Source organism: Candidatus Pelagibacter communis (assembly GCF_001179845.1).
In the GTDB taxonomy this organism is placed as follows: Bacteria; Pseudomonadota; Alphaproteobacteria; order Pelagibacterales; family Pelagibacteraceae; genus Pelagibacter; species Pelagibacter ubique_Q.
Genome location: NZ_CVSB01000029.1, coordinates 18,288 through 41,506, shown reverse-complemented (window position 1 = coordinate 41,506; position 23,219 = coordinate 18,288). Strand labels below are relative to the sequence as shown.

Here is a 23,219-nt window from a genome sequence, read left to right as displayed (position 1 = left end):
AAAGCCCTATTTTATTAGTTTTTTTTAGTATTGTTAATTTAGAAGAACTTTTATAGAACATTATTTGTACGATATTTGTTCTTATGCTTACAAAAAAACAAAAAAACCTGCTTTTATTTATCAACAAGAAGTTGAGAAGTTCTGGCGTCTCTCCTTCTTATGAAGAGATGAAACAGTCTCTTAATTTGAAATCTAAATCAGGTATTCACAGGTTGATTAGTGCTTTAGAGGAAAGAGGTTTTATTAAAAGATTAGCTCACAAAGCAAGAGCATTAGAGGTAATTAAATTACCAGAAACCGCTTCTGCAAATGATATTTATAATAGCTTTTCACCAAGTGTAATTAAAGGTGGATTAGATGAAGAGCAAACTAATTCTGATGAAATAGAAGTACCAGTTCTTGGAAAAATTGCTGCGGGAACGCCTGTTGAAGCAATACAAAATGAAGTTTCAAGAATTCCCCTGCCAAATAATTTAGAAAAAAATGGAGATTACTTTGGATTGAAAGTTCAAGGTGACTCTATGATAGACGCAGGTATTCATGAAGGTGATACAGTTATTATAAAAAGAACTGATACAGCCGATAATGGTAAAATTGTTGTAGCATTGATTGATGAGCATGAGGCTATGTTAAAAAGAATTCGAAAAAAAGGCAAAGTTGTAGCCCTTGAAAGTGCCAATAGAAACTATGAAACTAAGATTTTTGGACCTGATAGAGTAAAAGTTCAAGGAGTTTTAGTATCTTTATATAGAAACTTCTAAAAAAATAGTCTAAACAACATTGATGTCTAAAGTAGCAACACGATTTGCACCATCTCCTACTGGAGCTCTTCATATTGGAGGGGTCAGAACCGCCTTATTTAATTGGTTATTCTCTAAAAATCAAAAAGGAACATTTCACCTAAGAATTGAAGATACTGATAAAGAAAGATCTAAAGACGAACATAAAAAACAGATTATTAATTCTTTAAAATGGCTTGGTATTGAATATGATGGTGATGAATACATTCAATCAAGTAAAATAAATGATCATATTAAAGTTGCAAATGAATTACTTAAAAATGGAAATGCATATAAATGTTATTGCTCTGCAGAAGAAATAGAAGAGCAAAAGAAAAGAGCTAGACAAAAAAAACTTCCGTATATCTACAATAGAAAATGGAGAGATATACCAGAAACTAATGCTCCTGAAGGTATAAAACCAGTAATAAGATTTAAAAGTAAAATAGAAGGATCAACAATACTTAAAGATTTGGTTCAAGGTGATGTTGAAATTGAAAACGGTACAATTGAAGATTTTATAATCTTAAGAAATGATGGTTCACCAACATATAATTTATCTGCGACTGTAGATGATCATCAAATGAAAATGACACATATAATTAGAGGAGATGATCATAAAATTAATACATTTAAACAAATGCAAATTTATGAAGCAATGAAATGGGATTTACCAAAGTTTGCCCATGTACCCCTTATTCATACAATAGAAGGTAAAAAATTATCAAAAAGAGATAATGCATCAACATTAGATGATTATTCTAAAATCGGCATAATGCCTGATGCATTAAGAAATTATTTACTTAGATTAGGTTGGTCTTATGAGGATAAGGAAATCTTTACTTTAGATGAAAGTATTAAGCACTTCAACATAGAAGGTATAGGAAAGTCACCATCTAAGTTAGATATGAGTAGAATTTTATCAATGAATGAGCATTACATTAAAAATATTGATGAAAATGACTTATTCAATCAATTTACTGAATATTGCAAATTATATAAAAGTGAAATTAAACCAGATAAAAAAGATAACATAAAAAAATCTCTAACTTTCTTAAAGAACAAGGCCAAAACATTAGAAGATATATTTAATAATGGGCAGTATATTATGGTAGATGAAGTGAAGTTTAATCAGGACGATATTAAACTAATTGATGAAAAGGCAAAAAAAGTTATTTCCAATTTCGCTACTAAATTTACTGCCGTTGATAAAATTAGCAAAGAAACATTAGAGCCTATTGTAAATGATTTAATTAAATCAAACGATACAAATTTTAAGGGTGTAGGACAACCTTTAAGAATTGCTTTAACAGGTTCAAAATTTGGACCTGGAATATATGATATAATTATTTCTCTGGGAAAAGAGGAAGTAACAAAAAGATTAACTAATAAGATAATTATTTAATACTGAAGCAGCTTCATCAGAAGATGAAGTTTTAGATCTAATTTTAGTTAAAGTTTCCTCACAATCACTAATTTGTTTTTTTATTAATTCTGGATTTTTTAAAAAGTAAACAACAGAATTGTAAATCTCTTTAGGATTACATTCTTTTTGAATTAATTCTGGAATTATTTCTTTGTTATTAATAATATTTATGATGTTAGCAAATTTTGTTTTTACTAATATTTTGACAATCAAAAAATTTAAAAAATTCATTTTATAGATAATTATAGAAGGAACTTTAGCATTACAAATTTCAAGAGAAATTGTTCCAGATTTTGAAACTGCAAATATAGAATTATTTAATATTTGTTTTTTTATATTTTCATCAGAAATAACATCAACATTTTCTAAATTGGTATTGTTGATTTTCGTTTTAATTAAATTCTTATTTTCATCAGTCGCATGAAAAACAAAAGTGAAGTTATCAAATTTTTTATTCATTAAATTTATAAAATCAATCAAGATTGGTAACAGTAAAGTTACTTCAGATGATCTACTACCACAAAAGAGAGAAATAATTTTTTTATCATTTGATATAATATTAGATAAATCTGTTCTATCTTTTGTTTCTTGTTCTAATAGAGGATGACCAACAAAAGTGTTTAGAATATTTTCTTTGTCAAAATATTTTTTTTCAAATTCAAATAGTAGTAGAATATGATCTAAAAACTTTTTAAATTTTTTTACTCTACTCTCTCGCCATACCCATACTTGAGGAGCCACATAATGAACAGTTTTGATTTTATTATTTATTTTTTTAACCTTTTCGGCAACTCTTAACGTAAAATCAGGACTATCTACACTGAACAAAACATCTGGATTAAATTTTATAATTTCTTCTACAGTTTTGTTAATTTTATTTTTTATTTTGAAAATATTTAACAAAACGCTTGTGAAACCAATATAAGTAATTTCTTTAAGGTCAAAAATGGATTTTATTCCTAATAAATTTAAATGTGTTCCACCAACACAAGAATATTCAATTTCAGGATTATTTTTTTGAAGTTTAGATATAACTTTAGAAGCAAGTTTATCTCCAGAAGGTTCACCAGTTAGTATAAAAATTTTTTTCATTTTACTGTGATAAACATCTTATTTTTATTGGCAAAGTTAATACATTTGGCTTTATCTAAAAAAACATGTTGTTTGGTTTTAACTACAATCCCATTTAATCCTGCAGTTTTACTTTGTTTTAAAGTCTTTAATCCAATGGTAGGTAAATCAATTCTTAAATCTTGTTTCTTTTTTGGAAACTTAACTAAAACCCCATGATTTCTAAATTTTTTGCTTCTACTTTTTTCAAGCATTTTTTTAGTTCCGCCTTTACCTTCTATAGAGACAATTTTTTTATTTCTAACTACCACTCCCTGGCTAAAATTATATTCTCTTAAACTATTTAAAGTTTTAATTGCTTTTTTAATATCTAATTGGTCTTGTTTATTGGGTTTAAATTTTGAGTAATTACCTTTTTTTAATGAAAGTTCAGGGTTAAATTTAAGTGAACTTTCAGTTTTGATCTTATTTTGGGCCAATATCTTAATGATTTCTTTAAGGATAGCTGCATCACCAAGCTTTGATGCTTTGATAATTCTTGAAATATAATAAATACCTTTAAAGTCTAATTTCAGTTTAGAAAAGTTTGGTTTATTTACCTTTCCTGCAAATAAGACTTTTTTACAATTGTTTTCCTTAAAGATATTAATGATTTTACCGAATTGGCCTATCGAAACTGAATAAGATTTTCTATCTTGTTTAAATTTATTTAATTTTGACAAATCAATTATCAAATACTTTATTTTCTTTTTTTTGATAGTTTTTAAAATTTCCTTTGGAAAATCAGTATCACCAAAAATTAATCCTATCATCTTATGAAAATGGTGTACAAATAGATCTTTTTTTATCTTTTGTTATAAAATCAATTACATTTTTAACTAATGGGTTTTCTTGAAAAGAGCCATTCAATTTACTTATATTTTCATTGATATTTTTAGTAGCAAAAATTTCTTTATAAGCTTCACTTAAACCTAAGATGTCTTTATTTTCAAACTTAGCTCTTCTTAAACCTATTAAGTTTAATCCTTGTAATGAATTTCTATTTCCGGTAGATAATCCATAAGGAATTACGTCATGTAATACACCTGTCATACCACCAATCATTGCCATTTTTCCAATTCTTGTGAATTGTTGAACTGCAGAATTACCTCCGATAACAACATTATCCTCAATGATTGCATGACCTCCTAAAGGTACATTGTTAGCAATTATTACATTATTTCCAACTTGGCAGTCATGGGCAATATGTGATGAAATCATAAATAAACAATTATTTCCAATAACTGTTTTGCCACCACCACCAACTGTTCCAGGATTTATTGTTACATATTCTCTTATTTTATTATTGTCACCAATTATTAATTTTGAAGGTTCGCCATTGAATTTCAAATCCTGTGGATCATTTATTGAAACAAAAGGATAAATCTTATTTCCATTTCCAATTTTTGCACTTACAGAAATATTTACATGAGATTGAATGATAGTGTTTTCACCAATTTCTACATCTGGGCCAATTACACAATATGGACCAATTTCAACATTCGATCCTATTTTTGCCTTGGGATCAACTATTGCAGTTTTATGTATCATTTATTTTCCTTTATAAATTTTTTTAAATCTTTAGCTGGATAGCCCATAACTTTCGAATTATCTGGGATATCTTTAATCACTCCTGAACCACCACCTATTTGAACATTACTTCCTACTTTCAAATGTCCTGATATTCCTGCTTGTCCACCAATCATAACATTGTTTCCAAGAGTAGAACTTCCAGCAAAACCAACCTGTCCTGCAATGATACAATTTTGTCCAATTTTGTTATTGTGAGCTATATGTACCTGATTATCTATATAAGTATTTTTACCAATTATAGTATTCGATAAAGAACCTCTATCAATTGTTGAACCACAACCAACTTCACAATTATCTTCAATTATTACAACGCCAATATGTGGATATCGAATATTTCTTTCTTTATTTGGAAAAAAACCAAATCCTTTTTTACCGATGACACAACCATCTAATATTGAAACATTGTTTTTGATTAGTGTATTTCTAATAATAACATTTGATCCTATTGAGCAGTTATCACCAATAATTACATTACTTTCAATAATTGAATTATGACCAATTGAACAATTTGCTCCTATTTTAACATTTGTTCCAATCAAAATATTTTGACCATGATTTACGGTATTGTTGAAAGAAGTTTTCTCAATATTTGTAGCATGTACATCAAAATCATCTGTAATAGCGTCAGGATAAAACATTGAGGTAATCATTGCTGTCGACACTAGGACATTATCAACTTCAATAGGTTTACAATTTTTTGGAAGAATATTAGATAATTTATTGGTTGTTAAGCAATAACTAGCTTTAGTAGTTGAAGCAACAGACTCATATTTTTTTGAGTGAAAAAAAGTAATTTCATTTGTTGAAGCTGATACAAGATCTTTAATATCAAAAATCTCTATATTTAAATTTTCAAAATTATTTTCAGCTTTGATAGAGCTCAAAATCTTATCTATTGTAAAAGGGCCTTTTTTTTGAAAAAATGGATTAATCATTTATCGTTTTTTATCAAAACAATTATTTAATACTTATCAATAAATATTACTGATTATTTTCTATCAACAATAGTTGCAGACCATTGAGCATCTGCCATTTTTTTTCCTTCAACAAAAGCTTCACCTTTGTATTTCCATACACGTCCATGTGATCTGATAGCTTCAATATTTAATTCTAATTTACAATCTGGTATAACTGGATTTCTAAATCGAGCCCTTTCAACACTCATCAAAAAAACTAATTTGTTTTCGTACTCTTTTTTATCAATTCCAGATGCGGTTAAAGCAGCAGCTGCTTGACCAAATGCCTCTACTATTAAAACACCTGGCATCACTGGTTGTCCTGGAAAATGACCTTGTACAAAAAAACTATCTTTTTTTACATGAACAACTGCTGTTGCAGAATGAAGTTTTTTTATGTTATTAAGTTCATCAATCAATAACATTGGTTCTCTATGAGGTAAAAGATCTATTATTTGTTTCTTATTTAGAGATGAAGTCATTAAAGTTCGAAATATTAATTTTTTTGTTTACAAGTTCAATTATATCTGTGGTTTTATTTAAATCATTATGGCCAACAATAATATATTTTTCTTGTAAAAGATATTTAATATTATTTTCAGCAACATAATCAAGTAGTATTGGTTCAATTAATTTTAAAAATTTAGATTTATCATTCATTAATTTATTTTGTAAATCTTTGTTTTTTTTTTGGTTTAATTGATTAAAATTGATAACATCTTGTCGAAAAGTGTTTAGTTTATTATTGAATTCATTTTGATCTAAAATATTTTTTTGAGCAATTAAACTTTCTTCTCTTTTTTTTAATTCGTTTTTGGTTTCTAAATTTTTACTGTCATTTATTTTTTTTAAATTTGTAAATTTGTTATTTATGTGTTTACCAACATTTGTTTGGTTAATAATTTTATCTATATCAATATAAAATATTTCTGCATATAAATTACTCGAATAGATGCAAAAAAAAAATAAGAAAAAAAAATTTAAAATTTTCATTAAAAAGTTGTACCTATGTCAAATCTAAAAGTTTGTTCAACATCTGTACTAGCTTTTGTTATAGGTTGCGCAAAAACAAAATTTAATGGTCCGATAGGTGTCAACCAGTCAATTGATAAACCTGTTGATGATCTTATTTTACTATTATCTAGACCACTATCATAATCGACACCCCAAATATTTCCAGCATCAAGAAAAATATTGAAATCCACTGTGTCTAATTCAGGTAATAAAGTTGGTAATGTAGTTGCAAAAGATGTTGAAGAAGCATAATTGCCACCTATAAAATCTTTATTATCTTTAGGTCCAATCTTTCCTGGCTCAAAACCTCTTAACTTTCTAGATGATAAATATAATCTATCAGATATTCTCACATCACTTCCATCTAAAGAATTAATTGCAGATATATAGAATGAAACATTTGATACTGTATTTTCAGTAAATTTATGATAAGTTTTAAAATCATAAGAATTAGATAATGAATAATCATTGGATAACATGGGTAATGCTTGATTAAATCTAGAATAGTAACCATCTTTTGGTCTGAAAGTCTGATCTCTTTTGTCGTATAAAAAACTATAATCCAACTCAATTGTATTATAATTACCGTCTTGTTTTTTTAAGGCTTCTGAAGCAGTACTATTTGTTTTTAAATCCTCAGACTCTATAACTATTAAAGGGGTAAAAAATAAATCTTGTTTGTATTCAAATCCAGTACCAAAAGTGAAGTTTGTTATAGTATTTTCAAATCCAGATGTACTTAAGTAATCATTATTAGCCCTAGATAAATTCAATCTTAGTGATTTATCACTGTAATTATAATTTGGTATTATAACATTAAATCCACCTTTTACTGATTTAGGACTAATTGTTAAATTAGTATTAAGTTTTGTGGCGTTTCCTGAAAAATTATTTTCTTTAATACCAAATGAAAAGGTTTGTCCCGAAGAACCGTAACCAGCTCCAGCTGAAATCTCACCAGTAGGTTGTTCCACAACTGTAATTTCAATATCTTTTTTAAATTCATTATTTGTATCTAAAATCTTGTAATCAACTTTTGAAAATAAACCACTTCCTTTAATATTATTTATAGATTTATTATTTAAAATTTCATTAAGAGGGTCACCTTCATCAACAATTAAAAGATTACGAATAGCAGTTTCGTTAGTAATGTCGTTACCTATGATATTTATTCTATTTACATATAATTTTTGACTTTCATTTATTATAAAATCAATATCAATTTTATTTTCGTCTATAATACTCTCTTTAAAGGATGCATTTATAAATTCATATTGTTTTGTAATAGCTATTTTGTCAATTTCATTTAATAATTCATTAATTCTATTTATTGAATAAGCCTTATCTTCCAACTCATCTAATAATTTTTTAATGAATTTAAAATTATTTGGATCATAATCTGTAGGAATTTTTAAAGATAAATTATTAAAATAAAATTTTTTGCCTGCATCAATGTTATAAGTTAGACTAAAATTATTTTCTTCAATGACATTAGCGCTGGTTTGAGATATTTTAACATTGTAATAACCTTCATTTAAATAAAAATTTTTTAACAATCTTTGATCTAATTGAATCTGTCTTTCATTCAAATATTTTTTTTTTGATAAAAATTTCCAAAATTTGTTTTCTTCAGTAACAATAATACTAGAGAGTAATCTTGATTTAAATATTTTATTACCTGAAAAATTAATTTTTTTTATAACTGCCTTTTGATTAAGTGTTATGTTGTAGGTTAAGTCAACAGTTTTATTATCATTTTGTTTTACAATTAAATCTACATTAGAGAAATAATATCCTGAAATTTTAAGGAAATTAGATAACTTTAAAATATCTTCTGAAGATCTTTCTTCAACATATGATTTTTTTTCAGTAATTGATAATTGATCTAATAAGGTTTGTTTTAATTTTTTGTTTTTCACACCATTAATTTGAACTGATTGAACTAAATTGTTTTCTATAATATTAATTGTTAAAATATTATTTTTCAAACTAACCGATACATCTTTAAAAAAATCAGTTTCATAAAGCTCTTTAATAACATTATTTAAATCATTAATTGATATATCGTCGCCTATACTAATTTTAGAAAAAACTATAATTGTATTATCTGTAATTCTTTCATTACCTTTAATGGAAATTGATTTAACAATTTCTGCATTTACAAAAGTAATCTTGATAAAAAAAATAAAAATTAATAAAAAAAATTTAATCATTAATTTGAACATATAGATAGTTTGTGAGTTTTCAATCTAACAAAATCATTAATTTCACTTATTTCTTTGTAATTTTTAGGTACTTTATTTTTTAATTTATTTATACTTTTTAAATTTAACATATAAAGCAAATTATTAAATATATCTTTAAATGAAATTTTTTTTTGTAAAAAAAGATTTACTAGCTCATCATTAATTGAAACCAATGCTGTATCAAACAATGAGCAATGTTTGGGGTAAGTTTTTAAAATTTTAACTACTGGAAATTTTTTTTTATCTACATCTGTAAAGTTTAAATTATTTAGAATTTTAAAATTTGTTTGACATTTATTTGTAAAGTTAAGATTTTTATCTAATGAGTTTGCAATAGGGATCAACATATTTGGTTCGTGAGCACAAATCTTAATTAAACCATTTCTAAATTGAATTATGCTATGAATGTATGATTGAGGATGTATTTTGATTGAAATTTTATTTATATCAATATTAAAAAGTCTTTGTGCCTCAATAACTTCAAACATTTTATTTACTAAAGTGGCTGAATCTATGGATATTTTTTTACCCATTTTCCATGTGGGGTGTTTTATTGCTTGGTTTATTTTAATGTTTTTAAAATTTTTAAGGGAAGTATTTCTAAATGGGCCTCCAGAAGCTGTTATAAAAAGATTTTGAATTGATTTATTTAGATTTATGCTGTTTTTAATATTAAACTCATTCAGAGAAGACCAAATTGAATAATGTTCGGAGTCAATTGGAATAATCTTGGTTTTATTTAAAATTGTTTTTTTTTTAATTAAATTCCACCCACAAATTATTGACTCTTTATTTGCTATAGCTATTTGTTTAGTAAATTTTATAATTTCCAAAGTTGGTTTTAAGCCTGCAAAACCTACAATTGAATTCATTGTGTAATCGACTTTTTTTGTAAATATTTTGTTGAAACAATTATAATTATTATAAATATTAATTTTTTTATTTTTACATTTTTTTTTAAGAATTTTATAACTTTCATAGTTTGTAATTATTAAATTCTTAACACCAAATTTTTTAGCTTGGCTGTATAATGTTTTATGATCTTTATTAGCTGTTAGAAGAATAATTTTAAAAAAGCTATTATTTTTTTTAACTATGTTTAATAAAATTTTTCCAATTGAGCCAGTTGATCCAAGTATAGCAATATTTTTTTTCATTTATAAAAAATCTATTAATATTATTAAATACGAAATTGGAAAAGCAAATATCATACCATCAACTCTATCTAATAATCCGCCATGACCTGGAATAATTTTTCCAGTGTCTTTGATTTTTGATAATCTTTTAAAATAAGATATAATAATATCTCCTAATTGACTAATTGTTGAAATTAAAATTGTAAAAATTAACCATTTAATTATCAGTTCTTCACTTGAATAAAAATTAATTAAAATTATCGAAGATATTATTGATAATAAATATCCACCCATCATTCCTGCGTAAGTTTTATTTGGGCTAAATTTTGTTAGTTTGGGACCTTTGAATATTTTGCCAAATACATATCCACCAATATCCGTTGATACACATAATATTGTTACAAATAACAGAAACCAATAATCATTATCAATTCTGAGTTTATAAATAGTATAAAAAGAAAAAAATAAAAAAATATATCCAAATACACTATAAGGTTTTTTTTTACTCATCATATACCACTCATAAGTAATCAAACTCAAACAAATCATTAAAAAAAATATAAATAAATAAGATCCCTTTATAATAAAAAAAAGAGTAATCGGTATTAGTACTAATGAACTTAAAATTCTTTTAGTTAATTCTTGACTCATTAAATCTTTCCAAAATTTCTTTTTGTAGATTTAAATTTTTTAATAATTTTTTTATAATCAATGACATTGAAGTCTGGCCATAATTTTTTTTCAAAGTGAATTTCAGTATATGCCAATTGCCATAATAGAAAATTACTAAGTCTTTTTGTATTACCTGTTCTAATTAACAAATCTGGATCTGGTATTTCGTTGGTGAGTAAATTCTTTGAAACATTTTTTTCAGTGAATTTTTTTTTAAGTTTTTTTAATTTTTTAAACGTTTCAATTAATTCCATTTTTGAACCATAATTTAAAGCTAAATTAATCTGAAGTTTAGTGTTTTGTGCTGTTAAATTTTCTGACTTTCTTAAAAGTTTATTTAACTCTGGAGAAAAATTTTTAAATCCAATAATTTTAAGTTTAATATTTTTTTTGTTAAGATTTTCAATTTTATTATGTAGGAAGTTTTCTAATAAATTAAATAAATACTTTATTTCTTTTTTTGGTCTATTCCAGTTTTCGGTAGAAAAAGTAAACAGAGTAATAAACTTAATTTTTTGTTTTATTGTCTCTTTTAAAATATTTTCAATTGTATTTAAACCAGCTCTATGTCCCTCATTTCTTGACTTTTTGTTTTTCAAGCCCCATCTCCCATTGCCATCCATTATTATGGCTACATGATTGAGAGGATTCATTTTATATTGTCATTATTTCTTTTTCCTTTAAAGAAACCTTTCCATCAACTATTTTAATATGATCATCTGTGATAGATTGGACATTTTTTTCAAAAGATTTTTCATCATCTTCACCAATCTCTTTTGATTTTAAAAGTTTTTTTAACTCTTCATTCGCTTCTCTACGGATATTTCTTATTGTAACTTTACATTTTTCACCAATTGATCTTATCATTTTTTTTAATTCTATCCTTCGCTCTTCATTGAGCTCTGGTACTGGTAGTCTAATCATCTGACCATCTATCTGTGGATTTAATCCCAAATCTGATTTTTTAATCGCTGCATCTACCATAGGAACATTGTTTACATCCCATATCTGAATATTTATAGTTCTTGGTTCAGGAGTTGTTATGCTTCCAACTTGATTTATTGGCATTTGTTGACCATAAACATCAACTTTAATTAAATCTAACATTGATGCATTTGCTCTTCCGGTTCTTAGAGAAGATAGTTCTTTTGAGAATACATCAATGGCTTTATCCATTTTCATATTGTATGACTTTTCGTCAAACATTTATTCTCCAATCTTTATTCTAAAAAACTCTTTTATTTTTAAATCAGCTATTGATAGTTCCTTAATTATATCTTGTACTTTTTTTTTAGGTTCCATTACCCATGCTTGTGTCATAAGAGCATTTTCCTCTTTGAATTTATTCATCTTACCTAAGCTTATTTTTTTTGCAATATCATCGGGTTTTCCAGAGTTTTTTAATTCTTCAGTAACTAATTCTTGCTCTTTATCAATTATTGATTGATCTATTAAGCTGGGTTCTAAAGCTAATGGATTTGACGCCGCAATATGCATAGATAACTGTTTACTAAACGTCTTAATAGTATCTGAATTATCTTTGGTATTCAGTGAAACCATTACAGCAAGCTTGGCAACATTATCTTTTACAACTGTATGAAGATAATGATTATTTACACCATCGTTATTTTGAATTGTTTTTGCTTTTCCAATTGTGATTTTTTCACCAATTTTTGCAATCAAAGCAACTAAATTATCTTCAACTGTTTGTCCATTTTTCATTTTAGCTGCTTTTAATTCCTCAATGTTTGAACTTTTTTCATTATTGAGTTCACTTAATTCTTTAACAAAAGAAATAAAATCATCATTCTTAGCAACAAAATCAGTTTCACAATTCACTTCAATCACAGATATCTTTGTTTCATCGCCACTGACTACAACAACTCCTTCCTTTGCATCTCTAGACATTTTTTTTGAAGCTTTTGAAATTCCTTTAACTCTTAAAATTTCAATTGCCTTGTCCAAATCACCATTTGATTCTTTAATAGCTAAGTTGCAATCTTTAAAACCTGCCCCAGTAACTTCTCTAAGTTTTTTTACTTTTTCTATATCACTCATTAGTTTAATTTTTCCTTATCTTTATTGGAAAATTTTTTTTCCAATTTTTCTCTATCTAATTCCTGAATAGTTTTTGTTTTATCTTGCTCTTTAATTTCTTTATCTTTATCTTTACTCTTTTTAGACTCAACTGTGGATGCAGAACTTTTAGCGCTATTAATTGTTTCTTTGATTAAATTACAGTAAAGATCAATAGCTCTTCTTGCATCATCATTGCCTGGAATTGGATAATTTATATTATCAGGATTTGAATTACTATCTAGAATAGCTATAATTGGTATTCCTAATTTAGCAGATTCAGCTATAGCTAGTGATTCATAATTTGTATCTATAACAAATACCAAATCTGGAATTTTTTTCATTTCGGCAATACCACCTAATGATCTTTGGAGCTTGTCTTTTTTTACACTCATTTTTAAAAGCTCTTTTTTTGTAAATCCTCTATTTTCTGCTGTTAAATCAATTTCTAGTTTTTTTAATTTCTTAATTGAATTTGAAATTGTTCCCCAGTTAGTTAGCATACCTCCTAACCATCTGTAATTTACAAAATACTGATCTGTTTCTTTTGCAACTTCTGCAATTGCCTCTGATGCTTGTTTTTTTGTAGACACAAATAAAATTTTTCCATTATTTGCAATAGTTTCATAAACTTTTTCCAAAGCTACTTTGGTTAACTCCACCGTTTGAGTAAGATCTATGATATGAATAGAATCTCTTTTACCAAAAATGTATTTTTTCATTTTTGGATTCCATCTTAAAGTTTTGTGTCCAAGATGAACGCCTGCTTCTAATAATTGTTGTATTGTAACGTTAGGTATTTTCATATTTTTTCCCGGTTAAGCCACCACAGTAATTTCCAATTAAGGACCGGAGGTATAAAACCAACAACTGTGTGCGTGTTTATTTAATTTATGGAGTATTTACAAATATTTATCGTTATTAACAAGTGATTATTTAGTTGATAATTGCTTGAATTTCTTGATTTCTTATTAGATTTAAAGATTTTCTGTCTAATTTACGAGTATTTTTCAATCTAAATTTGAGAATTTTATCATCATTAAATAGATTAATATTAACTATGGTTTTGCCCTCATCGTTTAAAATTTTACAAATTTTTTCAATTTCTTCTTTAGATTTTAGATCGAATGATACCTCATTTATAGGGCTATTAAATAATTCTTTAAGTGAAGCTATTTTTTGAACATTAATTCTAGTTAATCTATTTTCATCATTAGAAATATTTTTAAATAATGTCAAAATAAGAGAGCTACCCTCTTTTAAAATTTCTCTATTTAATTCTAATACATCTGAAAAAATAAACAGTTCAAATATGCTTGATAAGTCAGTTAATTTTAAAACAGCGTAGGAATTTCCTTTTGCTGTTTTTCTCTCTTGAACCTTTAATAAAGTTGCAGCGATATTAGAGTCTTTTAAATCATCATTAGAAATAAAGTTGGAATAATCTGTTATTTTATAATCATTATAAATTTCTTTAAATTGATTTAACGGATGGTCTGAAATAAAGAAACCTACAGCTTCAAATTCTTTTGATAATCTTTCCTCAAATTTCCAATCTTCAGTTTTAAGCAAAATATTATCTTGTACAATCTCATCCTCTGAAAATAAATCAATCTGATTTGTAGATTTATTTTCAAATATATTTTTACTTTTTGCAATCATAACTGGTATAGATTCATACAATGATTGTCTATTTGAATTTAATTTATCAAAAGCACCTGCTTTAACTAAACCCTCTAATTGAAGTTTGTTTATATCTTTTGGATTTACTCTAGATATAAAATCATGAATTGATTCAAATTTTCCATTTAAAGTTCTTTCTTCAACTATGTTTGATATTGCCTCAAAACCAACAGCTTTAATTCCTCCCAAAGCGTAATAAAATTTATCATCAATTGTTCTAAAATCAGCAAAACATTCATTTATATCTGGACGTACAACTTCAATATTTAATCTTTTTAATTCTTCATAAAACTCACTTAATTTATTTTGATTTGATATATCCATAGTCATTGAGGCTGCAATAAATTCCTTTGGATAATATGTTTTTAAAAAAGCTGTTTGATATGAAATAATTGCATATGCAGCAGCATGACTTTTATTAAAACCATATTCTGCAAATGGTTCTATTTTTAAAAAAATTCCAGCAGCAACATCCTTTGCTATTCCATTTTTAACAGCTCCAGCAATAAACCCTTGTTTCTGTTTTTCAAGTTCTGCTCTTTTCTTTTTACCCATTGCTCTTCTCAATATATCAGCTTGTCCTGCTGTAAATCCTGATAATTTTTGTGCAATCTGCATTACTTGTTCTTGATAAATAATTACACCATAAGTTGGTTTTAAAATATCTTCTAGAAGTGGATGTAAATAATCTGGTTTTTGTTTTCCATTTTTGCAATCATTATATGTTGGAATATTGCTCATCGGTCCTGGTCTATAGAGGGCAACTAATGCAATAATATCTTCAATATGATTCGGCTTCATTTGAATTAAAGCTTCTCTCATACCAACACTTTCAATTTGAAATAGGCCAACTGTTTTGCCTGTAGACATTAAATCAAAAACTTTTTGATCTTCGTAACTAATTTTATCTATATCAAAATCTTTAATTTTTTTTCTTACAAGTTTTTGTGTCTTATTAATTACTGTTAGTGTTTTTAAGCCCAAAAAATCAAATTTTATTAAACCTGCATTTTCTGCTGAGTACATATCGAATTGAGTAGATGGTAATAATAGATCTGCAGATGAATCTTTGTATAAAGGAACAACTTCAGTGAGTTTTTTATCTGCTATTACCACTCCAGCTGCATGTGTTGCAACATTCCTATTTAGACCTTCTAATTTTAGTGAGAGATCAGTAAGTTTCTTTACCCTTGGATCTTCATTTATGAGTTTTTGTAATCGTGGCTCCCCAGCAATGCACTGAGTTAAATTTTGTGGTCTAGATGGATCAAAAGGTATCATCTTAGATATGCTGTCAACAAATCCATATGCTAATCCCAAAACTCTTCCGACGTCTCTAATTACCATTCGTGCTTTTAATTTACCGAATGTAATAATGTGAGCTACACTGTCTTTGTATTTTGTAGTTAGATACTCAAAAACTTGATCTCTTTTATCCTCGCAAAAATCTATATCAAAATCTGGCATTGAAATTCTATCTGGATTTAAAAATCTTTCAAAAATAAGATTAAATTTTATTGGATCAACGTCTGTAATTGATAAACACCAAGCTACTAATGAGCCAGCACCTGAGCCTCTTCCAGGACCTACGGGGATATCATTATTTTTAGCCCATTTAATATAGTCAGCAACTATAAGAAAATAACTAGAATATTTCATTTCTATAATAATAGAAAGTTCATGATTAAGTCTGTCCTTATATTCTCTATAAGAATTGTTATTTTCTAAATCTTCATCACTTAAATTAAAGATTTTATTGAATTTGACTTTTAATCCCTCTATGGAATCTTTTTTTAAAATTTCATCTGCATTTCCATCTTTATCACTGCTAATATTAGGCAATATTGGGTTAGAAAATAAAGGTCTATAACTACATCTTAATGGAAAATTATAATTATTTTCTAAAGCTTCAGGTAAGTCAGCAAATAATTCGGACATCTCTGAATTAGTTTTTAAATAATGTTGGTCAGTAAATCTTATTCTGTTTTTTTCGTTTACATATGTCTTGTTACCAATGCAAATTAAGGCATCATGAGCTTCGTACATTTCTTTATCTAAATAAAAAACTTCATTAGTTGCAATAATAGGTATTTCCAAATCTAAAGATTTTTTTAAATTAAATTTTTCAAATCCAATTTCATTTTGGTCATTATGTCTTTGAATCTCTAAGTAAAACCTGTCATCAAAAGCATTTTTAATTTTATTATAAAGCTCATCAATTTCACTAAACTTTCCTTTATCAAATAATTTACCAAATAAACCAAAAACAGTCCCTGAAAATACAGCAACACCTTTAGAATTGCTTAGTAATAATTCAAAATCTACATGTGGATCTGACAATTCATCGTTTTCCAAATACGATAAGGATGAAAGTTCTATTATATTTTTATATCCAGCTTCATTTAGAGCAAACAAAGGGAGTAAACCTATTGTTTCTCTGTATTTAAAATTTATTTGAGTTCCGATTATTGGTTGAGTACCAGACTTTGAGATCTTTTCAGCGAATTCTAGTGCACCGCATAAGTTTAAAGTATCACATAAACCTAAGGATTTAATTTTATTTTTGTTAGAATATTCTTGCAAATCATCAATTCTAGCAGCCCCTTCGCAAATTGAATATTGAGTATGAATTTTTAAATGATTAAAATTTTGTAAGACAGACTCAGACATTAGATGATTTTATACTACCATCTCTCATCTCCAATAGATAATCTGCTTTTTTTGCAAAAAATCTATTATGAGTTGCAAATATAATTATTCTGTCTGATCTTTTTTGATTGTTTAAAAGTTTAAAAATATCTTTAGCCGTATTCATGTCTAAACTACCAGTTGGTTCATCAGCTAAAATTATTTGAGGATCATTAATAATCGCTCTTGCTATTGCTACTCTTTGAGCTTCGCCTCCAGAAAGTTGTGAGGGAAAATGATTTATTCTGTTTGAAAGTCCAATTTTTTTTAATAATTTTTCAGCTTTAGATAATGCTAATTTTTTGTCATTATTAAGAGATAAAGAAGCAAAGTAAACATTTTCCAATGCTGTAAAATCAGAAAGAAGATTATTTTCTTGGTAAACAATACCTATTCTTTTAGATCTAAATAAATCATTTTTATCATTTTGACTGAAATTTATCTCATGATTTTCAAACTTAATATTACCAGATGTTGGTTTATCAATTAATGAAATTAAATTAAGTAAAGTTGATTTTCCAGATCCAGAGGGTCCCATTATTGCATAAGTTTTACCTAACCTGAATTTTCTAGATAGACCTCTTAATACATTAATTTTTTTTTCTGTAGTAAAACTTTTTCGTATATTAATTAATTCTAAAAAATTATTCATATTTCAGTGATTTTACAGGATCCATATTTGCAGCTTTAAGCGCTGGAAATATAGAAACTACTATTGTTATTAATATTGAACAGATTGTTATAATTACTATAGAATTAATATTTATTTCTGAAGGCATCTTGCTTAAAAAATATATTTCCTCTGGAAATAAACTAATATTAAAAGTAGAGCTTAAAAATTGTCTAATGTTTTCTACATAAATTGAGAATGTTACGCCTAAAAATATTCCAAAAATTGTTGCTGAAGTTCCAATTGAAACACCAACAAGAAAAAAAATTTTTATTATAGATTTATTCAAAACTCCAATAGATTTTAAAATTGCAATATCTCGAGTTTTATTTTTAACTAAAATTGTTAAACCTGAAATTATATTAAAGGCAGCGACAATAATAATTAAAGATAAAATAATAAACATCACATTTCTCTCAACTTTAAGTGCTGAAAATAATGAACTATTCATATCAGCCCATGTATATACAAATGCATCAGGATATAGTTTCATCAGTTTTTCTTTATGATTTTCTATATTTTTTGGATCTTTAAAATAATACTCGGTAAATCTATCATTTTTATTTTTGTTAAAAAAATCTTCTAAAGTGTTTAAATTTATATAAGCAATATTTTCATCATATTCTGATAATCCACTTTCAAATATTGAAATTATAAGAAATAATTTTTGCTTTGGTAAAGACCCAACTAACGTTTGAACTCCTGAGGGTGAAGTAATTGAAACTTCATCTCCAATATCTAGTCCTAAGATATTACTTAAATCCCGACCAATAGAAATTGTATTTTCGTTTAAATTTTTAGAACCAAAAAAAATATCATTATTTGAAATTTGCAGATCTTTAAAATCTTTTTCCAAATAACCTTTTAGCAAAACTCCTTTAGTGCCATTCTTGTGAAAAATAACTGCTTCTCCGTCATTTGATAAAACACCCTTAGCAAAATCTTTATCTGACAATAAAGCTAACGGTTTATCGTAAGGTTTTACAACCGCATGAGCATTAAAGCCAACTATCTTGTCAATTAATTCAGTTCTGAATCCATTCATGACAGACATTACGATGATAAGAACTGCAACACCAAGGCTTATGCCAATAAATGAAAAAATTGATATAACATTCAAAAAACCATCTTTTTTTCTGGCTTTTAAAAATCTAAAAGTAATTTCTTTTTCTAAAGTAGAAATCAAATTGAATTTTTTCGTTTAGTTATAATTTCTATAATTTTACCTAGTGGTAAATTTTGAGTTTCTTCACCAGTTTCTTTAAACTCTAATAAATCACCCTCACTTTTCTTACCAATAATAATTTGATACGTGGCTCCAATTAAATTCATTTTTTTAATTTTAGATGAAAAATTTTCATCTGTATCATCAATGATCGCATCAATATTATTTTTGATTAATTCTTTATTAATATTATTTGCTTTATCTAAAGCTGATGTGTCATTTTTATTTATCATAGGTATTATAGCAATATCATAAGGAGCAACAGACAATGGCCATTTCATGATTTCATTTTTATCATCATATTTTGCCTCAATTATAGCCCCTACTAACCTTGATACACCAATTCCATAAGAACCCATTTTAACAAAATCTTTCTTTCCCCCTGGTAAATCAACTGATGCACCCATTGGTTTTGAATATTTGTCACCAAAATAAAATATATGACCTACTTCGATACCTTTTGTTATCAATTGATTTTCTTTGGAAACAATTTTTTCAAATTCTTCTTTATTAAACTTTTCATCAGTTACAGCATAAAACTGTTCATATTTTTTTCTCATACTTTCTAATGATGTTTTTTCTAGTTCAGTATCATCACTATCAAGATCAAATATTCTTTTATCAGTGAAAATTTTACTTTCTCCAGTATCAGCAAGAATAATAAATTCATGAGATAAATTTCCACCTATAGGCCCTGTATCAGCAGCCATGGGTATTGCTGTTAAAGATAATCTTTTAAATGTTCTTAAGTAAGATAGAAAGAATTTATTATAAGAATAAAAGGCTTCTTCATCAGATACATCAAATGAATAAGCATCTTTCATATAAAACTCTCTTCCACGCATAATTCCAAATCTAGGTCTAATTTCATCTCTAAACTTCCATTGAATATGATACATAAGTTGTGGGAGTGATTTATAAGATTTTATTGAAGATCTAAAAATTTCAGTAACTTGCTCTTCATTGGTTGGTCCGTATAACATTTCTCTATTTTGACGGTCAGTTATTCTTAACATCTCTTCACCATAATCGTCGTAACGACCACTTTCTTTCCAAATTTCACTAGATTGAATTGTTGGCATTAATATTTCTTGAGCTCCAATTTTGTTTTGTTCTTGTCTGACAATGTCTTCTATTTTTTTCATTACCTTAAAACCTAAAGGTAACCATGAATAGATTCCTGCGGAGGCTTGCTTAATCATTCCTACTCTCAACATCAATTGATGAGATTTAATTTTTGCTTCTGAAGGATTATTTTTTAATATTGGTATAAATGAATTAGATAAAAGCATCTTAATTAATCATATTTCTTAAATTAAAATATTCAAATTTAATTAATAAGTAAATTATTATGAAAATGACAGTAGTAATTCCAGTGCAATAAAGGAATTTTTTCAGCATTTTTGGATTTTCAGGTGAGCCAGGATCCTCACCGTCAATTTTTACAGTCTTTGTTCGATTCACATCAATAGGCAGAATAGCAAAAAAAACTATCCACCATATAATTATATAGATAATAGCTAAGCCTGTTGCGCTCATTAAATTCTTACTAAATTGATATTGGTAAAAGGTTTTTTCCCTGTTCTCTCTTTAGAAAATTTTCTACAAGCAATTTTTAATGCGTCTATAAGATTGTGTTCTTGTTGTTTGCTTCCGATTTTAAAAGTTCTAGAGGTTTTCTCTATTTCCTCTTCTAATCCATAAACAAAATCATCTCTATCATTTACAGGTAAACCACGAAATGAAAGAATAGGGTTGTTGTGTATATTACCTTTAGGTGTAATCATAATTGTTACCTCGAGATATCCATTTGCACTTAAATTTTTTCTATCTTTTATCGATTGTGAATCTGGATCAACGCTTACACTACCATCTAAATAAAGTCTGCCACTCGGGGCCTTGTCATATACTTCAGGTTTTTCACCTGGATATAACTTAACGATATCACCATTTTCGACTTGAACTGGATGTGGAACTTGCATTTCTTTTGCAAAATTAATGTGTTCTATCATGTGCCTATGTTCACCGTGTACAGGTATTACACATCTAGGTTTTACCCATTGATACATCTCTTTAAGGTCTTCTCTATTTGGATGACCAGAAACATGAACAAACTCGGTTTCTTCAGATATTACTTCTATTCCATCCTTAACAAGTTGGTTGTGAAGTTTATAAAGTTTTTTTTCATTACCAGGTATAATTTTTGAAGAAAAAATTACAGCATCACCTTTTTCAATAAAAACATCTGGATGAACATAACTAGAAATTCTCATCATTGCACCCATTGGTTCACCTTGACTTCCAGTACATAAATACACAATTTTTTCTCTTGAAAAATTTTTAGCTTCTCTTGGATCAATTGGCTCAATTGTATTTTTTAAATATCCGCATTGACGTGCAGCTTTATAAATACGATGCATTGATCTACCAACTAAAGAGATTTGTCTTCCTGTTTGTTCTGCACAATAAAAAGCTGTCTCCATTCTGGCTACGTTGGAAGCAAATGACGTTATGATAATTCTTTTTTTTAATCGAGACATAACGTTTAACATATTTTTTCTTACATCTAACTCTGAACCTGATCTACCAGCACTAAAAACATTTGTTGAATCGCAAATCATTGCCAGCACACCTTCTTCACCAATTTCCTTTAATCTTTTTTCATTTATATTGTCTCCAATCAAAGGATTTGGATCTACCTTCCAATCTCCAGTATGCAAAATAACTCCTGCGGGAGTTTTTATTCTAAGTCCGTTTGGTTCTAATATAGAATGAGTTAAAGTAATGTATTCAATTTCAAATGGATCTAGAGAAACCTTTCCATTTAACTCAACAATCTGTAAATCATTAGTTATATCTATTTGTTTTTCTCTAAATTTTTCTCGAATTAATACAGCTGTAAAAGGAGTTGCAAAAATTTTACATTGTAATTTTGGCCATAAATGAGCAATTGCACCAATGTGATCCTCGTGTGCATGTGTTAAAACTATTCCTAATAAATTATCTTTTCTTTCTACTATGAACCCAGGATCTGGATAAATTAAATCAACACCTGGAATAGTATCATCTGCAAATGTTACCCCTATGTCGACCATAATCCATTTGTGATCACTAGGTTGACCATAGCCGAACAAATTCATGTTCATGCCTATTTCACCTGATCCACCTAAGGGACAAAATAATAATTCATCTTTCATGTTATTTAATTAATTTTGAAATCTTTATTAAGCCTTTAATTGTAATATCTTGGTTGTGACTTGCTTTCGTTTTTATTGAGTTTTTAAATAAATCTGAAAAACCACCAGTAATAATTACTTTAAAAGATTTTTCAGTTTCCTTCTTAATTAAATTAATAATATTGTCAATTAAACCAGCATAACCCCAAAAAAAGCCCGATCTAACAGCTGAGATTGTATTATTGCCAATGACTTTATTAATCTTTTTTAAATCTATTTTTGGAATCAAGGTTGCTTTGTCAGACAAGGTATTAAGAGATAATCTCACACCTGGGGCAATAATTCCTCCATAATAAGTATTTTTAATTAGTACATCGAAAGTTGTTGCTGTTCCAAAATCTAAAATTATAAAATTATTTTTGTTATTCATTAAACTTATAGCATTAGTAATTCTATCTGAGCCTACTTGTTTATAATCTACTTTGATTTTTATAAGTGATTTTAAATTTAATTTTTTAACCTCATAGCATTTTAGTTTAACTTTTTTCGATAAAAATTTATTAATTATAGAAAATGTTTTTGGAACAACACTGCAAAATAATATTTTTTCAATTTTATTTAATTTAACTTTATTTTTTTTAAATAAACTATTAAGCTGCTTGTTGGTTACAGATTTTGATAAAAAAGTAATTTTTTTTAAAATTTTATTATTTTTAGAAACAATACATAATTTTGTTTCTGTATTACCAATATCACCAAGAATATACAT

Annotated in this window: 22 protein-coding genes; 2 read left to right on the top strand and 20 right to left on the bottom strand. The window is 26.8% G+C overall.

Translation table 11 applies throughout. The annotated features are described in order from the left end of the window. The first annotated feature begins 83 nt into the window (after nt 1-83). The gene (lexA, locus tag AMN81_RS02290; RefSeq protein ID WP_072090521.1) at nt 84-761 is read left to right on the top strand and encodes a transcriptional repressor LexA; all 678 of its coding nucleotides are present in this window, start codon (nt 84-86) and stop codon (nt 759-761) included. 22 nt (nt 762-783) lie between these two features. Continuing rightward, nucleotides 784-2,184 (top strand): glutamate--tRNA ligase, encoded by a 1,401-nt coding sequence (gene gltX / locus AMN81_RS02285; RefSeq protein WP_072090520.1) that lies wholly within the window; start codon nt 784-786, stop codon nt 2,182-2,184. Here the strand turns inward: gltX and lpxB are convergent. From lpxB to AMN81_RS02185, 20 genes are all read right to left on the bottom strand, one after another. Next, nucleotides 2,161-3,297, bottom strand: coding sequence for a lipid-A-disaccharide synthase (lpxB, locus tag AMN81_RS02280; protein ID WP_072090519.1), 1,137 nt, complete (start codon nt 3,295-3,297; stop codon nt 2,161-2,163). The two genes, gltX and lpxB, sit on opposite strands and share 24 nt — an antisense overlap. Beyond that, the gene (locus AMN81_RS02275) at nt 3,294-4,088 is read right to left on the bottom strand and encodes an LpxI family protein (RefSeq protein ID WP_072090518.1); all 795 of its coding nucleotides are present in this window, start codon (nt 4,086-4,088) and stop codon (nt 3,294-3,296) included. The genes lpxB and AMN81_RS02275 overlap by 4 nt, the downstream gene beginning before the upstream one ends. A 1-nt stretch (nt 4,089) precedes the next feature. Continuing rightward, nucleotides 4,090-4,866 (bottom strand): acyl-ACP--UDP-N-acetylglucosamine O-acyltransferase, encoded by a 777-nt coding sequence (gene lpxA, locus AMN81_RS02270; protein WP_072090517.1) that lies wholly within the window; start codon nt 4,864-4,866, stop codon nt 4,090-4,092. After that, nucleotides 4,863-5,843 carry a UDP-3-O-(3-hydroxymyristoyl)glucosamine N-acyltransferase gene (lpxD, locus tag AMN81_RS02265; protein WP_072090516.1) on the bottom strand — a complete coding sequence of 327 codons (981 nt, stop codon included), beginning with the start codon at nt 5,841-5,843 and terminating at the stop codon, nt 4,863-4,865. The genes lpxA and lpxD overlap by 4 nt, the downstream gene beginning before the upstream one ends. A gap of 53 nt (nt 5,844-5,896) precedes the next feature. Continuing rightward, nucleotides 5,897-6,346 (bottom strand): 3-hydroxyacyl-ACP dehydratase FabZ, encoded by a 450-nt coding sequence (gene fabZ / locus AMN81_RS02260; RefSeq protein WP_072090515.1) that lies wholly within the window; start codon nt 6,344-6,346, stop codon nt 5,897-5,899. Then, complete coding sequence (locus tag AMN81_RS02255) at nt 6,327-6,857, bottom strand: OmpH/Skp family outer membrane protein (protein ID WP_072090514.1); 531 nt, start codon at nt 6,855-6,857, stop codon at nt 6,327-6,329. Before AMN81_RS02255 ends, fabZ begins: the two co-directional genes overlap by 20 nt. Further along, nucleotides 6,857-9,091: an outer membrane protein assembly factor BamA gene (bamA, locus tag AMN81_RS02250; protein WP_072090646.1), complete on the bottom strand. Its 2,235-nt coding sequence runs from the start codon at nt 9,089-9,091 to the stop codon at nt 6,857-6,859. Before bamA ends, AMN81_RS02255 begins: the two co-directional genes overlap by 1 nt. Further along, nucleotides 9,091-10,281, bottom strand: coding sequence for a 1-deoxy-D-xylulose 5-phosphate reductoisomerase (locus tag AMN81_RS02245; RefSeq protein WP_072090513.1), 1,191 nt, complete (start codon nt 10,279-10,281; stop codon nt 9,091-9,093). The genes bamA and AMN81_RS02245 overlap by 1 nt, the downstream gene beginning before the upstream one ends. Continuing rightward, nucleotides 10,282-10,911 carry a phosphatidate cytidylyltransferase gene (locus AMN81_RS02240; RefSeq protein ID WP_072090512.1) on the bottom strand — a complete coding sequence of 210 codons (630 nt, stop codon included), beginning with the start codon at nt 10,909-10,911 and terminating at the stop codon, nt 10,282-10,284. Further along, nucleotides 10,911-11,585, bottom strand: a complete 675-nt coding sequence (gene uppS / locus AMN81_RS02235; protein WP_023853903.1) for a polyprenyl diphosphate synthase — start codon at nt 11,583-11,585, stop codon at nt 10,911-10,913. The genes AMN81_RS02240 and uppS overlap by 1 nt, the downstream gene beginning before the upstream one ends. A 1-nt stretch (nt 11,586) precedes the next feature. Further along, complete coding sequence (gene frr / locus AMN81_RS02230) at nt 11,587-12,138, bottom strand: ribosome recycling factor (protein WP_072090511.1); 552 nt, start codon at nt 12,136-12,138, stop codon at nt 11,587-11,589. Beyond that, nucleotides 12,139-12,990: a translation elongation factor Ts gene (tsf, locus tag AMN81_RS02225; RefSeq protein ID WP_072090510.1), complete on the bottom strand. Its 852-nt coding sequence runs from the start codon at nt 12,988-12,990 to the stop codon at nt 12,139-12,141. It lies immediately after the preceding gene. Beyond that, nucleotides 12,990-13,814, bottom strand: a complete 825-nt coding sequence (gene rpsB, locus AMN81_RS02220) for a 30S ribosomal protein S2 (protein WP_072090509.1) — start codon at nt 13,812-13,814, stop codon at nt 12,990-12,992. Before rpsB ends, tsf begins: the two co-directional genes overlap by 1 nt. Nucleotides 13,815-13,944: 130 nt before the next feature. After that, nucleotides 13,945-17,361 carry a DNA polymerase III subunit alpha gene (dnaE, locus tag AMN81_RS02215; protein ID WP_072090508.1) on the bottom strand — a complete coding sequence of 1,139 codons (3,417 nt, stop codon included), beginning with the start codon at nt 17,359-17,361 and terminating at the stop codon, nt 13,945-13,947. Beyond that, nucleotides 17,354-18,031, bottom strand: a complete 678-nt coding sequence (locus tag AMN81_RS02210; protein ID WP_072090507.1) for an ABC transporter ATP-binding protein — start codon at nt 18,029-18,031, stop codon at nt 17,354-17,356. The genes dnaE and AMN81_RS02210 overlap by 8 nt, the downstream gene beginning before the upstream one ends. Continuing rightward, complete coding sequence (locus tag AMN81_RS02205; RefSeq protein WP_072090506.1) at nt 18,024-19,235, bottom strand: FtsX-like permease family protein; 1,212 nt, start codon at nt 19,233-19,235, stop codon at nt 18,024-18,026. Before AMN81_RS02205 ends, AMN81_RS02210 begins: the two co-directional genes overlap by 8 nt. Continuing rightward, nucleotides 19,232-20,566, bottom strand: coding sequence for a proline--tRNA ligase (gene proS / locus AMN81_RS02200; protein WP_072090505.1), 1,335 nt, complete (start codon nt 20,564-20,566; stop codon nt 19,232-19,234). Before proS ends, AMN81_RS02205 begins: the two co-directional genes overlap by 4 nt. Nucleotide 20,567: 1 nt before the next feature. Next, nucleotides 20,568-20,813, bottom strand: coding sequence for a DUF1467 family protein (locus AMN81_RS02195; protein WP_072090504.1), 246 nt, complete (start codon nt 20,811-20,813; stop codon nt 20,568-20,570). Beyond that, nucleotides 20,813-22,471 carry a ribonuclease J gene (locus AMN81_RS02190; RefSeq protein WP_072090503.1) on the bottom strand — a complete coding sequence of 553 codons (1,659 nt, stop codon included), beginning with the start codon at nt 22,469-22,471 and terminating at the stop codon, nt 20,813-20,815. The genes AMN81_RS02195 and AMN81_RS02190 overlap by 1 nt, the downstream gene beginning before the upstream one ends. A gap of 1 nt (nt 22,472) precedes the next feature. Continuing rightward, on the bottom strand, nt 22,473-23,219 hold the full coding sequence (locus AMN81_RS02185; protein ID WP_072090502.1) for a type III pantothenate kinase: 747 nt from the start codon (nt 23,217-23,219) through the stop codon (nt 22,473-22,475).